This window comes from Candidatus Eremiobacterota bacterium, from assembly GCA_031082125.1.
Classification (GTDB): Bacteria; Vulcanimicrobiota; CADAWZ01; order CADAWZ01; family Ess09-12; genus Ess09-12.
The window spans coordinates 56,825-71,314 of sequence record JAVHLM010000024.1 but is presented as its reverse complement, the minus strand read 5'-3'; the positions used below and the strand labels follow the sequence as shown (position 1 = coordinate 71,314).

12 protein-coding genes are annotated in these 14,490 nt (G+C 55.6%); 2 read left to right on the top strand and 10 right to left on the bottom strand.

The genetic code is table 11. The features are described 5' to 3' along the window. Nucleotides 1–4: 4 nt before the first annotated feature. On the top strand, nucleotides 5–763 hold the full coding sequence (locus RDV48_22695) for a DUF2993 domain-containing protein (GenBank protein MDQ7825626.1): 759 nt from the start codon (nucleotides 5–7) through the stop codon (nucleotides 761–763). Here the strand turns inward: RDV48_22695 and RDV48_22690 are convergent. Further along, nucleotides 751–1,863: a tetratricopeptide repeat protein gene (locus RDV48_22690; protein ID MDQ7825625.1), complete on the bottom strand. Its 1,113-nt coding sequence runs from the start codon at nucleotides 1,861–1,863 to the stop codon at nucleotides 751–753. The two genes, RDV48_22695 and RDV48_22690, sit on opposite strands and share 13 nt — an antisense overlap. Nucleotides 1,864–2,046: 183 nt before the next feature. On the opposite strand from RDV48_22690, the gene RDV48_22685 reads away from it, so the two are divergent. Next, nucleotides 2,047–3,219, top strand: a complete 1,173-nt coding sequence (locus tag RDV48_22685) for a VWA domain-containing protein (GenBank protein MDQ7825624.1) — start codon at nucleotides 2,047–2,049, stop codon at nucleotides 3,217–3,219. A 78-nt stretch (nucleotides 3,220–3,297) separates the two neighbouring features. Here the strand turns inward: RDV48_22685 and RDV48_22680 are convergent, their stop codons facing one another. The 9 genes from RDV48_22680 to infC form a co-directional block, all read right to left on the bottom strand. Then, entirely contained in the window at nucleotides 3,298–4,575 is a 1,278-nt protein-coding gene (locus RDV48_22680) for a Glu/Leu/Phe/Val dehydrogenase (protein MDQ7825623.1), read from the bottom strand. A 103-nt stretch (nucleotides 4,576–4,678) separates the two neighbouring features. Next, nucleotides 4,679–7,015, bottom strand: a complete 2,337-nt coding sequence (locus RDV48_22675; protein ID MDQ7825622.1) for a PEP/pyruvate-binding domain-containing protein — start codon at nucleotides 7,013–7,015, stop codon at nucleotides 4,679–4,681. 170 nt (nucleotides 7,016–7,185) lie between these two features. Further along, nucleotides 7,186–7,893 carry a papain-like cysteine protease family protein gene (locus RDV48_22670; protein ID MDQ7825621.1) on the bottom strand — a complete coding sequence of 236 codons (708 nt, stop codon included), beginning with the start codon at nucleotides 7,891–7,893 and terminating at the stop codon, nucleotides 7,186–7,188. A 146-nt stretch (nucleotides 7,894–8,039) separates the two neighbouring features. Continuing rightward, nucleotides 8,040–8,906 carry a radical SAM protein gene (locus RDV48_22665; GenBank protein ID MDQ7825620.1) on the bottom strand — a complete coding sequence of 289 codons (867 nt, stop codon included), beginning with the start codon at nucleotides 8,904–8,906 and terminating at the stop codon, nucleotides 8,040–8,042. 3 nt (nucleotides 8,907–8,909) lie between these two features. Next, the gene (locus RDV48_22660; GenBank protein MDQ7825619.1) at nucleotides 8,910–9,605 is read right to left on the bottom strand and encodes a hypothetical protein; all 696 of its coding nucleotides are present in this window, start codon (nucleotides 9,603–9,605) and stop codon (nucleotides 8,910–8,912) included. 45 nt (nucleotides 9,606–9,650) lie between these two features. Continuing rightward, the gene (locus RDV48_22655) at nucleotides 9,651–12,731 is read right to left on the bottom strand and encodes a WD40 repeat domain-containing serine/threonine-protein kinase (GenBank protein ID MDQ7825618.1); all 3,081 of its coding nucleotides are present in this window, start codon (nucleotides 12,729–12,731) and stop codon (nucleotides 9,651–9,653) included. 178 nt (nucleotides 12,732–12,909) lie between these two features. After that, complete coding sequence (gene rplT, locus RDV48_22650) at nucleotides 12,910–13,278, bottom strand: 50S ribosomal protein L20 (protein ID MDQ7825617.1); 369 nt, start codon at nucleotides 13,276–13,278, stop codon at nucleotides 12,910–12,912. Nucleotides 13,279–13,335: 57 nt separating this feature from the next. Further along, nucleotides 13,336–13,542 carry a 50S ribosomal protein L35 gene (rpmI, locus tag RDV48_22645; protein MDQ7825616.1) on the bottom strand — a complete coding sequence of 69 codons (207 nt, stop codon included), beginning with the start codon at nucleotides 13,540–13,542 and terminating at the stop codon, nucleotides 13,336–13,338. Nucleotides 13,543–13,599: 57 nt separating this feature from the next. Further along, nucleotides 13,600–14,121: a translation initiation factor IF-3 gene (infC, locus tag RDV48_22640; protein ID MDQ7825615.1), complete on the bottom strand. Its 522-nt coding sequence runs from the start codon at nucleotides 14,119–14,121 to the stop codon at nucleotides 13,600–13,602. Nucleotides 14,122–14,490 lie beyond the last annotated feature (369 nt).

Below are 14,490 nucleotides of genomic sequence, written 5' to 3'. Positions count from 1 at the left end.
AACAATGGTGCCTCATCATAAAGTAAAAAGGGCGCTGCTCTCACTGCTTGCAGTGGGCGGCGCTTTTTTCGCGCTTGTCATCCTCTTTGTCCTTCTCTTTGACGGTGAGCGCTATCTCTCGTCGCGCATCGCAGAGAGGTTCAATGAGTGCTCCCGCCTTCATGTGGAGGTCACCGCGAAGCCTCGCTTCAAGATGTGGCTCGGCAGCATTGACAATATAAGCCTTTCCGCCGAGGGAGTTAAGGATTTCGCCCTTCCTCTCAAAAAACTTGAGGTAGAGGCACGGGACATCTCCTTCGATCCCCTCGCCTTCCCTGCAAAAAAGCTGGGCGCCATAAGGACCCTCTCCCTCAGGGGCTCCCTGAGCGTCTCCGGGGAGGATCTCCAGGACTTCATTGCCGCCAAGGTTTCAAAGCACTTCACCCTCAGATCGGCACTTCATCCCGGGGTCATTGTCCTTGATATCTCCACGCCCTTTGCAAGGTCTCTGAATCTCTCCCTCAGAGGAGGCCTTGCCGTGAGGAACGGTACAGAGCTTTATATTACGCTCCCCGAGAAAACGCCGGGCGAGAAAAAGACCGTGGACATGCTGCTTGCCCTCATCAACCCCGTTTTTGATTTCTCTTCACGGGATCTCACCGGGTATCTGCTGAAAGACCTGCCCATGGAGGCGAGGACCCGCTGGAAAACGCTCATCACGGGGGTGGAGGTGAGGGACGGAGAGTTGGAAATCCTTTTCACCATTGACGCTCAGGATTCCTGACTGCTTTCATTCTTTATCCGGCCTATCTCTTCAAGCAGATACTTGACATCATCCTTTACAGGCTCAAAATGCTGTACCTTCAGAAGCTCCTCCTCGGCCTCCCTCCCCTTTCCAAGCCCAAGGTAAGCAAGGCCGAGCCTGAAGCGGAAAAAGTTCTGGGAAGGATCAAGCGACAGGGCTTTTTCGAGGAACGGCACCGCTTCCTTGACCTCATGGCGCTCCAGGTGGAGGTAACCGAGGTAGCCGTAAGCCATGGCATTCTCCCCGTTCAGAGTCACCACTTTTCCGAACTCTTCCAGGGCTTCTTCCTTTTTCCCGAGGATCACCAGATCAAGGGCCAGCCTGAAATGAAAAAGGGAATCATCATCCCTGATGAGGACCGCTTTCCTGAAAAGCTTCACCGCTTCTTCATATCTTTCCATTTCATCGCAGAGATTGGCATAATAGAAATAATAATAAGCCACCTCGCCCTCGTGATCGGCAAAAAGCCGGTAGGCCTCGTCGCGCCGGCCCAGGAGCTGCAGGTGGAGGGCCATGTCAACGGGATCGGGGAACTCCTCATCGGTGAGAGGTGACTCGGGAACAAAGCCGTCAGCATACTCCATCTGCTCGGTGATCGTTTTCTGCGTATAAGGCATGACAGACCGGAAACCCCTGTTTAGGGCTCTGAACTCTTTCGCGAAGGGAATGAGGGTAAAATAGCGGCCAGCCCGAAACCATGTGCCCCTGTCCTTGAAAATGCACTCATCAGGCACGCTTGTCCCCTCGAGAAAATAATGGCCAAAAAGCCTGCAGGACGTGGGCCTCACAAGGTATTCCGAGCACCGGCCCTTCTCCCCGTCATAAAGAGGGCAGACCGTGAAGAGGGGATCGCCCTTTTCATCCTTTTTTCTGAGAATATAGGCCTTAAACTGCTCAAGCCTGGCGCTGTCAATTTTCCGCCCCATGTACGTAAGCTCCATAAGGCTGATGCGGTGCATCACGACATGGGAAAGGGAGCAGCACCCCAGGCATCCCCTGCAGGGGTTCCCCTCAATGGCCGGTAAGGCAGCGTCCAGTTTCTCGTAAAGTTCGCCGAGCCTCGTCATAAGGGCATCCATACCACTCATCCTCCTTGACGGTTTCCCTCTCGTTTCACCAAGACCGCTGAAAATCCTCTTATATCCTGAAGTGACGGGGACAGGCTCTTTCTGCGAAAGATGCTGTCCCCGTGCTCGTGAAATAAATCAGGAAAAAATGCTACAGATACTCCGTAGTAAAAACCTCCTGAAAGGTGTGAGACCATGGATGATAAGAAAGTGACATGCAAAGCCTGCGGGAATAGCTGCGACGGCGTCCTTACTTACTGTGACGCCTGCGGCGCGAAGCTTGAGGAACTCTGCCCCCTCTGCGATCTTCCCCACAGCGCCGGGGCGCGCTTCTGTCCCACGACAGGGAAAGCCCTCCACGGAAAGAACGTCTTTTCTGAGACCCTGTCTATTATCACCTCCTGCCTGGGGGCAGGCACAAGGCGCCATATCCCTGCCGGCGTGCTCCTTCTCAGCCTCCTCTTCATGGGGGTATTCATCATGTCCCATTTACGGGTCACAAGAGTCACGACTCCCGTGGAGGTATCTTTCAGCCCCGTGGCAAAGCCGCGGATAGACGTGGTATTTGCCCTGGACACCACGGGGAGCATGGGTGACGAGATCCAGACTGTCAAAGAGAAGATCCAGGCCATGGCCTCGGAGATAGGAAGCGGCAGGCCCCGCCCCGACGTGCGCTACGGGCTTGTGCTCTACCGTGACAGAGGTGACGAGTACGTGGTAAGAAGCTTCCCCTTCACCAGAGACATCGGCGCTTTTTCAAAGCTGGTCAGCAGCGCCTCTGCCGCCGGCGGCGGCGACACCCCCGAGAGCGTCAACGAGGCGCTTGACGTGGCAGTAAACGAGATGGGCTGGGATAACGACCAGTCAACACAGAAGCTCATATTTCTCATCGGCGACGCGGGGCCGCACATGGACTATGCCAACGGGCCTGTCTATGCAGGAGTTGCAAAGGATGCCGCAAGGCACGGGATAAGCATATTTACCGTAGGCTGCAGCGGCATAGAGGGCTCGGGCCAGCAGGTGTTCCGCCAGATAGCCTCAACGACGGGAGGGACGTTCGACTTCCTCACCTACCAGGTGACCTACCAGGCACCTACCGGCGAGACCCACTACATGCTCAACGCCGGCGGGAGAAGCTATGCCGTCGATGAGAAGTCCGTCTCCGACGGCTCCTGGAAGAGAGGGGCCTCCGAGATGGCAAAGAGTGAAAAGGCCCGGGAAGTCACCGGTGCCGACGCGCCGGGAGGCGCTGCCGCACTCTCCGAGACAGAATCCAAAGTGAGCCACGGGGCGGCGAGAAACAACCTGGACTCCCTCATGACCGGTGTCATCAAGGACAAGGCCGTGAAAATGGGAGTCACCTATTAGGGAAAAGGGCTGAAAAGATATAATCAAAAAGGGAGAAGCCCTGAGGCTTCTCCCTCGCATTTCCCTGTAAAGCTCCTTCTACACCCAGCCTCTCAGCTTGCAGCATTCGGCCACGCGGGAGACTGACACCAGATAGGCCGCCTGGCGCATATGGATATTCTTGCTCTGGTATTTCTTCCGCATCTCATACACGTCGTGGAAAGCCTTGGTCATCTTCTCATCGAGCCTCTTGTGGACCTCTTCAAGGGTCCAGTAGAAGTTGTAAGTGTTCTGCACCTGCTCGAAGTATGACACCGTCACGCCGCCTGCGTTGGCAAGGAAATCGGGAATGACGAAGATCTTGTTTTCATGCAGAATCTTGTCGGCTTCCGGGGTAGTGGGGCCGTTGGCAAGCTCGCATGAGATCTTTGTCTTGATCTTGGCGGCATTGGCCGATGTGATCACGTTCTCGAGAGCGCTCGGGAAAAGAACTGTCACTTCCAGCTCAAGGAGCGCCTCATTTGAGATTGGCTCGGTGCCGGGGAATCCTACGACTGAACCTGTGTCATTTTTATGCTTGACAAGGGCCTTAGGATCAATTCCATCCTTACAGTACACGCCGCCCTTTGAATCGCTCGCGGCAACGAGCTTGAGGCCGAGGATTTCATGGCCCAGGATGGCGGCAAACTGGCCGGCATTTCCAAAGCCCTGGATGGCCATGGGAGCGCCTTTCAGCTCAATCCCGAGGACCTTGGCGGCCTCTCTGACGCAAAAGATGCCGCCGCGTGCCGTTGCATCACCGCGGCCCTGCGATCCACCAAGAGGTATGGGCTTGCCGGTAATCACCATGGGATGGGCCTCACCGATGAGCTTTTCATATTCGTCCATCATCCATGCCATGATCTGGGGGGTGGTGTACACGTCGGGAGCCGGTACATCCTTGGTGACGCCGAGAATGCGGCCGACAGCATCGATGTAAGCCCTGGCAAGGCGCTCCTTCTCTGTCTCGGAGAGCTCCTTGGGGTTCACTGTCACGCCTCCCTTGCCGCCGCCAAGCGGGATATCCACCACGGCGGTCTTCCATGTCATCCATGCTGCAAGGGCTCTCACCGTGTCGATAGTCTCGTCGGGATGCCACCTGAGGCCGCCCTTCGTCGGGCCGCGGGAGCTGTTGTACTGCACCCTGTAAGCCCTGAAAATCCTTGTCTTGCCGTCATCCATCCTGACAGGGATGGTGACGACAAACTCTCTCTGAGGCCAGCGGAGGAACTCGCGCGTAGCATCATCAAGTCCAAGAAGCTGGGCAGCTTCGTCAAGCTGTGCCTGGGCAATCTTGAACGGGTTGAGAGTTTCTTCACATTTCGTCTCTACTGCCATTCTTACACCTCCACGATGCATTGTAGTGTTTATGTAAAGTCATGTTGTTCTTTATGGGGTAAAGGATTCCTTCATATTCTGGGAATTTTTGGGATTTTTTTTCTTAACGCCCTTTTTCCTCATCAGGACAGGCTGCAAGATAGCACTTCCCTGATTCTGTAGAGCCGTCAAGCCGGATCTCCCCTCTCCTTGGCCCTTCAAACTCAAAGACCTTGATGATTTTTTCAAAACGCCTGTACTGCTCAGGGTCAACAAGGGCGAGAAACCTGTTGGGAGTGTTCTGGAAAAAGGCATAGTTGAAGATGACGCGGGAGTCGTCGGGATAGAGGGGGATGCAGTGGATACCGCTCTCCACAAGGTCCTGGAAAAAATGGGTCCCGAAGCTCACCTCGGGGATGATCCCGCTCTTGCTGCGGGCGATCTCTCCCAGGAGCCTGAAATTGTTGATCTCGTTATACTTCACCGGCACTCCCAGTTTGATATTGTTGCTCCCCCAGCGGCCGGGTCCCAGAAGGATTGCGGTACGGCATTCCATGAGCCTGTTGATACGCCCGACAAGGCGGGCGATCTCGTAGCGGTCGGAGACGCGGGCAACCTTGTCGTAAGCCTCTGGATCCACATAGACTATGAAGTCAATCCTTTCTATCTTCACGTTTGAAACCTCGCTCGCGCAGGTGAAGAGAATATCTTCAAGAGGCACTTCGGGGACTTCCACGTGCTGGAACTCCTCCCTCGTGCTCTGGGGCCGGCATTGGAGAAGGTAGATCTTGAAATCACCGTTTGAGTCAACATTCCCGGCAAACTCTATATCGAGCTCCAGGCCATAGAAGCGCTTGATCTTATCTACGGCCTGGGCGACTGTATGGGGGAATCTTGATGAGGAGAGGAGCCTGTCAAAGGTGATGACAGGCCTGTGGTTTTCAAAATCAAGGACAGTCATCACGGGCCTTATCATGTCCTCGGTCTTCACGGAGTACACATAAGAGCTTGCGGCAAGGGGGTTCTCGCCGATCACCTTCTCAAGGGGCTCCGAGATAAACTCGTTTTTTTCCAGGTCGATGAGATCGATGAATTTCTGCGAATACTTGAATATGTCGGCCTGCGCTTCAGGGCGGAGCTCCGGCACCGAGAGGCTCACCATGCGCGGGTAATCCTCGCCTACACGATCCACGGCCCTTGTGCCAAGGCCATGGACGATGCGCATCATGCCGTCCTCCTTCCTGATCCTCCGGGACCAGAGATAGGGATTCTCGCTGAATATGACGCCGGCCACGTCGGGGAAAAAATACCGCCCCCTCGGGCGGCCCACGACCTCCTGGATCAGGATGGCCATGGACTCATATTCATACTGCATCTTGCTCCGCTTGCGGTAAATGATGGCGTCGGGCGAGAAGACACCGCCATATATCTTCTTTATGGCCATGGCAAAACTCTTGAGATTCTCCTTGGGAGTGCCCTGGTTGGGAAGAAAATAAGAGTCATACTTCCCGGCGAAGCTCACTCCGATGTTGTCTTCCAGAAGGCTTGAAGACCTCACTATCATGGGCTTTTTTCCCATCTTCTCCATGAGAGTCCTGAAGCGGATCCAGATTGATTCGGGAAAGCGCCCCCCGAGGATCTTTTTTTCTATCTCCTCGTACTCCCGCTCCATCACCTCATTGGGCTTGAACTTCTGGTTCCTGAAGTCCAGGAGGCCGTTAAAATCAAGGTAGTTGATGCAGACCTCGTCGCCGAGATAGTAGGAGTCAGGTATCTTGATAAACTCGCTGAAGTTGTAAGGGTCCTCCTCTTCGGCCATTCTCACGATATAGTAGGCCATGAGCATCCCCGTGCTCTTGCCGCCCACCTTCCCCGTGCCGATCATTCTCCTGTGTATCTCCCTGAGGTGCTCCATGGTGAAGAAGCGCTCTGCAATCCTCACCTGCTCGGGATTGTCGGTCACAAGGCGTCTTATGAGGACCACCTTGAGCTCCCTCATCTCATGCTGGACCTTTTCCTGATCCTCAGGCCGGAGCGAGGCATAGTAATCCATTTTCTTTATCAGTACCCGCGTCGAGACCTTTTCCACGTCCATGGCAAACTCAAAGTCCAGGGGGAAAGAGATACTCAGCTCCGATTCAATCTCGCCCGAGTGATCCACAATGAGCTGCTTGAGGTAATCCAGAGAGTAATTGGAGGAGAAGAAAAAGTCTATAAGCTGCTTTTTCGCTTCACGGCAGCGCTCCCTCCAGATCTCGGCCGGTTCATAGGGGTTTCCCCCCGCGGCGCTCTGAATCTCGATGGCCCTTTTCCCTATGAGCTTCTTAAAGGTAAACTCGTTGAGAATATCATCACGGTAAAGGGTATCCTGCATGATCTGCCTTATATAGCGTCTCACCAGCTCAGGGTATTTCTCAAGGTAAGAGAAGAAATTGAGGGCTCTCTGTTCTTCGTCGGTCATGGCGGAAGAAGCTTCCTCCTGTGGAGGGCCCGGTGGCCTTTTCCATGGAGATTCTTCACTTACCGGACCTTACCTTCTTTGCGGCTCCGGGGAGAGTTTTCGGGCCCAGGGCCCGACAGAAACAAAAAAGGAGGGGTATCCCTCCCGGTGTTCCTTTTGTGCCGCCAGAGCTACTTGTACTGGTTCATCTGGCTCAGCATGCTTAATGGGTTGAAATTCATGGCTGCCGGCGGCAGGGGTATGCCCTCTCTTGAGCCGTAGAATATGAAATTGCCGTCAGGATGCGAAGGAGCGTTGTTCATAGCATCCTTCGTGGTGGTTTTCATCGTGCCCGAGGCAGGGTCGGCAAAGGTCACGGTGTCCCCTTCCACCTTGGTGATGGTCACGATGTGGCCCCTTCCCGAGGGCGAGAACTCGGGGCCGTTGAGGGCCACGATGACGGGCATCTTTTCATTGTTCACCTTCTGCTCGATGAGGCTCCATGCGCCGGCGCTGACCGTTCCTCCATCCCTCCAGGTAATGCCTGCCCCCTGCGATTCCCCGTTGAGGGCCTGGAGGAGGCCGAAGCCGTATTTGGCATCTATGTCGCTGTCGACAAGGTTTTTCCCCGTGAGGGAATTGACTGCCATTGCCACCGATGTCTGGCCGCAGGAGATGCTGTTGTTCTGGGCCAGGCACTTGAGATTTGACACGCCGTCCACCGTTCCCGCAGGAGACGTTGACGAGGGGCCCGGCTCACCGAGCTTCATGTTGAGCACATCCTGGAAATTGAGAGGCACCGAGGAAAGCTTGCTGTTGATCGAGGAAACGCGGCCATGGACCATTGACTGGATCTGGCCTATCCTGTTCTGTATTGACTGGAGTCCTTCGATATTCATAGTGGCTCTCTCCCCTTCACAATTCTCACTTCTATTTTACCTTAAATTCCTCTGCTTGTCTATAAATGTTACAATTTGTTAACACTGAGATCTCGGGGTTCCCGGGTCCGGGGTTTCCGGCGGCCCATGGGGCGGCTTCTCATCCCTCAGAGGGCTCTGAAAAAATCGGGCCGGTAAGCTCCCATGAGATGGGCCTGCTCCACGAGGGCCATGAGCCTTTGCTTGTCTTTCCTGAGGGTTCCCGAGAGGGCCACATAGTTGGAGGCGTGGTTTGACCGGAAAATGCAGTGATCAACAGTGAGGCCGTCAATGAAAAGCTTCATCTCCTCAAGCATCCCCTCCGGGCCGGGGAGTGAAAACTCCCCCTGCTCCACCCTGGCGGCGAGAGGGGTACCTTTCAGGACCATGAGGGTCAGGACCGAGAGATACCGGGGCTTCACCTCGTTTATCATGCGCGCCGACTCCCGGGCATGCTCGGAAGACCATTCCTTCCCTCCCACGCCCAGAAGAATAATGGTCGAGAGCTTCATGCCGGACTTCTGGGCGCGGAGGCACCCTTCAATGGCCTCTTCGGAGGTATAGCCCTTCTCTATAAAACGAAGAACCCTGTCAGCTCCGCTTTCAAGGCCTACATAAAGTATTTTAAGCCCATGATGATAAAGCTCTGTGAGCTCATCCCCGCTTTTCATGAGGACGTCGGTGGCGCGGGCATAGATGCCGACGCGCTGAAGCTCAGGAAAGGTCTCTTTCAGCCTTACCAGTATCCGCAGCAGGCGCTCGGAAGGCATCACAATGGCATCGCCGTCGGCCAGGAAAATCCTGCGCACCTCACCGTAGCAGCGTCTTGCCATGGCGATGTCCTCGAAGAGCTCATCCAGGTCCCTCAAGCGGAAAGGCTCGTCACGGTAAGTCCCGCAGAAGGTGCACCTGTTGTGGGCGCATCCGATGGTGGCCTGAAGGATAAGTGAGTCCGCCTCAGAGGGAGGCCTTATGACATGACCTACATAACGCATGGTTCACTCTTCAAATATCTTGATTACTTCCCACTCGCCATGGGCATCCCTGGGAAGGGCCCTCTCGTCGGTCCAGGTCCCTGAGAGATAGGTGGGCGACACTACGGTGAGTGATCCCTTCTTGATGTTTTCACCGCTCCTGAAAGTGAGCGTGTAGTCTATTGTCTTGTCGCTGAGTGTTCCCGTGAGCTCACCCACAGTGCTGTCCCCGTCTCTGAGCTCGCCTTTCACGGTGCTCCCGCTGATGGAAAAGAGAATGGTGCCCCGGTACTTGTAGCGGGGCCCTACTTCCTTGCGATCACGGGGGTTGTTGAGAAACCAGGCTTTCGCTTTCCAGGTGGTGGCGCCGTCGCTGCGGGGGCCGGAAAAGGCCGAATAGTAGCGGTTCCCGTAATGGCCAAGGTTGAAGAGCTTTACGAGCTCATTGACCTGGTATTGCTTCAGCATGTCCTGGATGAGCCGCTCGCGGCCTCCCTCTTGAGCCCACCTTGCGTCGGAGGCAAGGGCGCCATCCATCTTGAGAAGGGCATCACAGGCATTCTGCCAGACACGGTAATCCTGCTCATCTTCACCGGGGCCTTCCGTAAGGGGCAGGAGGCCGTACCTGATATATTTCTGCTCAACGGCCACGGGGCTCTCCTGGGCAAAGGCCGCAAGGGTGAGACCGCAGAGGATAATCACAAAAAACACCGCTTTCATAGGAACTCCTCCTTTTGAGGGTATGATGATACCGACGGCAATGATTCAAAGGGAAGGGGGCACCTCCCAGAGATGGGCTGTACCGTCGTCAGAGCATGTGGCCATGAATTTTCCATCGGGTGAAAAGGCCATATCATTGATCTTCTTCGTGTGGCCCTCGTAGATGACAAGGAGCCGGCCTGCGGTACGGTCCCAGAGCTTGGCCGTCCTGTCCTCTCCTGCCGATCCTATCGTGAGGCCGCCAGGGGCGTACCTTACGACAAATATCCCGTCATGGGGATCATTCCCGGGAGGATCATGAATGGTAAGGCGGTTTTCCCCTGTTGCCGCGCTCCACAGCCTTATGGTGCCATCCTGCGAGCTTGTCGCCACTTCTTTCCCGTCATGGGAAAAGGCTGCGGAGAAGACCTTTTTCGTATGGCCCATGAGGGGCCTGAGCTCCTTGCGGGAGGACAGGTCCCACAGCCAGGAGGCTCCCCCGTTGTCACCGGAAACAAGAAGCTTCCCGTCTGGCGATATCGCCACGCCATTTATCCAGTCCTTCCCTTTCCTAAGGCTCCCGGCCTCGGTGAGCTCGCCAAGGGCAAAGGCAAAAAGGAGAATCTCACCCTTCGTCCCTGCCGCAAGCCTGGCGCCATCTTTCGAGAGGTCGGCGCAAAGGATCTCCTCCTCGTAGGTGTACATGCAGGGCTCCCCGCTGCCTGCGCCACGGGGACGGACCATGAGATAATGCTCCCGCGATGCCGTGATAAGGTATTCATCGAGGACGGTGAAGATGACAGCGCTTACATTGGCAGAATGGCCCACAAAGGCCCCCTTGATCCACGTTCCCACAGAGTCAACAAGAGATTTCTGGGTTCTCTTTATGTCCTCGCGGTTCCCCGTGGCAATATCCCACAGTGCCACATCGCCTTCACCGGTCCCCACGGCAAGATGCCGGCCTTTTCTTGAGAAGGCAAGGCACTGCGCGCCTCCTTCGTGGCCTTCAAAGGTCCTCACCATGGATTTCACCGTGAGAGGCTTTCCCGGGGCGCCCGGCGCCTTTGGGGGTGCAGGCGGAGTGGATTTTTCCGTTCCGGCCGCTGCAGGAGGCTCAGCCGGAGCCGTTTCCGGAGCCGGGGCCTGAGTCGTTGCCGGGGATACTGCCGGCTGAGGCGCCGACGGAGGCGCTGGCGGAGACGCTGACGCAGGTGCTGGCGGAGACGCTGATGGAGCGGCAGCTGCGGCGGGTGTCGCCTGGGGCGCTGGCGGCTTCTGCGGCGGGGCGGCTGTCAATGAGGGCACCTTCCATATTCTCACAATGCTGTCGGCGCAGGCAGTGGCACAGAGAGAGCCGTCGCGGGAGAAGGCGACGGAATGGACTTCGCCGCCATGGCCGCCGATCACCTTCAGGCATTTTCCCGATGCCGCATCCCAGAGGCGCGCTGTCTTGTCCCTGCTTCCCGAGAGAAGGGACATGCCGTCGGGAGCGAAAGCAAGGGAGAAGACGCTTCCCTGGTGCCCCTTGAGCGTTCTTGCCGCCTTCCCCTGCTGGGTGTCGCAGAGGACCACCGAGCCATCCTCCATGCCGCAGGCCACAAAATTGTCCAGAGGAGAGTAGGCACAGGAGTGGACCACATCAAAGCCCGCCTCGATCTTGAGGAGGAACTGCCAAGTCTTCATGTTGAAGAGGGTGAGGGTGCCGTCGGCAGAGACGGCGGCCAGGGCCTTTCCTGTGCGGGAAAAGGAGATATCCTTCCAGCTCCGGTGCTCATCGAGGATCACCTTCTTGGTCCACGTTTTGGCATCCCACACGATGATCATCATGTCGGCGGCACACGAGACCAGCAGCGTCCCTCCGGGCGAAAAAAGCACTCTCATGACTTTGCCGGCGTGGCCCGCCAGGGAGACGGTCCTCTCGCCCGGCACCGCTCTCCTCACTTTCACCGAGGTGTCGCCTGAGCCTGACGCAATGAAGGCTCCATCGGGCGAAAAGGCCACGGAGGTCACTTCAGAGTAATGCTCCTGCCAGGCCTGAAGCTCGGTGCCCGACGAGAGACTGAAGAGCCGCACGGCATTATCGCTCCCTCCTGTGGCAAGACTCTCGGCCTCCGGAGAAAAGGCCACGGCATTGGCAATACCGCGGTGGGCCCTTATGAAGAGGGAATCACCGGCGAAGAGGGCCGCGGGAGGCTGGGCCATCAGATGAGTCACCAGCGCCGCGGGTGAGGGAGCAGCAGCCTGCAGAGCCGCTGCGGGGGTCTGGCCCTTTTCACGCTTTTCAATGAGGGCCCGGATGTCCTTTTCCATCTCTGAGGCGCTCTGATAACGGTTCTCCGGCTTATACTGGATCGCCTTTTCAATGATCCTGGCGAAGTCTTCCGAAATCTTCCCGTTGAGCTTCCTGACGGGCTCGAAGGCGAAGGGCGGGCGCACTTTGGGATCGGCGCCGGTGACAAGGCGGTGAAGTGTCGCTCCCAGGGAGTAGAGATCCGAGCGCTCGTCGGCCTTCCCCTCGTAATGCTCCGGTGAGGCATAGCCTTCGGTGCCGATGGCCGTCTTTGTTCTTCCCCTGCTGAAAACAGTGGCCGTTCCAAAGTCCACAAGGAAAAGCTTCCCCGTGGCTTTCTCCTTGAGAAAATTTTCCGGCTTGATGTCACGGTGGATCACTTTCTTGCCGTGGAGATACTCTATTATATCAATGGCGGTCTTCGCAAACTCAAGGGCATCCTTCTCTGCTAAGGGAAGGGTAAGGGAATCCGCGTCATGTCCCTCGATGAAGTCCATGACAAGATAATAGCGCCCTTTTTCTATGAAAAAATCCTTCACCACGGGAATGTTGGGGTGGCGGAGCTCCCTGCAGAGGATCTCGGCCTCGCGCTTGAACCAGCTTATGGCATCGGCGCGCTCCCTGGGATCAGAAAAATTGTCCAGCATCTCCTTGAGGGCATAGTGTGTATCCATGAGGCGGTGATCCTTCACCTTGTAAAGGGCGCCCATCCCGCCCTTCCCCACGAGGGAGACTATCTCGTAGCGGTTGTCGATGAGGGATCCCTTTTTGAGCTCCCCTGATTCCAGAGAAGCGCCACAATGGTTGCAGAACTTTGCGGCATCCTTCTGCGGTGTCTGGCAATAGGGACAATTCATAAAGCGATCCACTCCGTTACGCCCTTGAGGCACTGATCACCTGGGGCGGCACTCTCTCTTCCCGGAATCCTCCTGGACGTACACAGAATTTCTACCACAATTCTCCCACTCCCTCTTCCTCCGGGGGGAAATAAAAAAGGGGCACCGGAATGCCCCTTCCATGAGAGCTTGTTTTCCTCTATGAAGCAACAGCGGCACAGTGCTTCTTTGCAAGATTCGCAAACTCCTGAAAGGCCTGTGCATCAGTAACGGCCAGATCAGCCAGCATTTTCCTGTTGATGGTGACGCCGGCGCTCTTAAGGCCGCTGATAAAACGGCTGTATGAAAGACCGTTCTGCCTCGCCGCCGCGTTTATCCTTATGATCCAGAGCTTCCTGAAATCTCTTTTCTTTGCTCTTCTATCCCTGAATGAATAGGTGAGCGCGTGAATGACCGCCTCACGGGCGCTCTTTATGCGCTTATGCCTCGCACCGCGGTAGCCTTTTGCGAGCTTCATGATCTTTCTTCTTTTCTTAAGCGCGATTGTTCCTCTTTTAACTCTTGGCATTGTAAAACCTCCTTATTCTCCCGAGAGGGACTTCTGCTGCCCTGCTGATTGCGGTGTTTACAGCATGTAGGGGATGTTTTTTTCGATGTTGGGCACATCAGTGGCGGCAGCAATGACAGTCTTGCGAATATTGCGCACCCTCTTGGGAGACTTCTTCTCGCGTATGTGCTTGCATCCGCTGAACTGCTTCATTCTCCTTATCTTCCCGGAACCGGTCACCTTCACTCTCTTTGCAACAGCTCTTCTGGTTTTAATCTTTGGCATAGTTATCACACCTCTTATATGATTATCTCTTCCGAATGCCTGCGTAAGAATCGATTATCAGGGAGCAGGAGTGGCCTTGGGAGCAAGTATCATGATCATGTTTCTCCCCTCCAGCTTGGGCTTTTTCTCCACGAGGCAGAGGGGGGCCACCTCTTCAAAGAGGCGCTCCATGAGCTTCTCGCCGAGCTTGGTATAGACCACTTCTCTTCCCCGGAACATCAGGGTGACCTTCACTTTGTCACCACCCTTGAGTATCCGCTCGGCTATTTTGCTCTTTACCTGAAAGTCATGCTCGTCAATCTTGGGGCGGAGCTTTACTTCCTTCACTTCCAGAGTCTTGCGCTTGACCTTTGAGTCTCTCTCTTTCTTTGCCTGCTCATATTTGAACTTGCCGTAGTCCATGAGCTTGCAGACTGGAGGATCGGTGTTTGGCGACACCTCCACCAGATCAAGATCCTTTTCCTCGGCGATTGCAAGAGCTTCCTTTGTCCCGAGTATTCCGAGCTGCTCGCCCGCATCGCTGATTACCCTTACCTGTTTTGCCCTGATCTCTTTGTTGATCCGAAGATCCTTTGAAATGTAAGCCACCTCCTCCAATGTCCTGCCCGTCCCCCCAAAAATGAAGAAGCGGACTGTAATCCGCTTCTTCATTAAAAGAGCAACGCACACGTATTGCGAGCACAGGCTCTTTCACGTAACCTTGCCGGCTTGGCCTCAAGGTGAGAAGCGGAATGCTTCTTCTTTCAACGTGCACAGGGCATCGTGATTTTCTGGCACTCAGTATAACAGAGTCTCTTTGAAAAGTCAAGCAACCCTCCTGAGAGCCCTGACCTGGAGAGCGGCAGGGCCATTCCACGCCGGAACAGCCAGGGAACGGGATGCCAGGAAGGATAAAACCCCCTGCTGGAGAATTGAAAAAGTCATTTTCGCTGAAACGGAGACAGAACC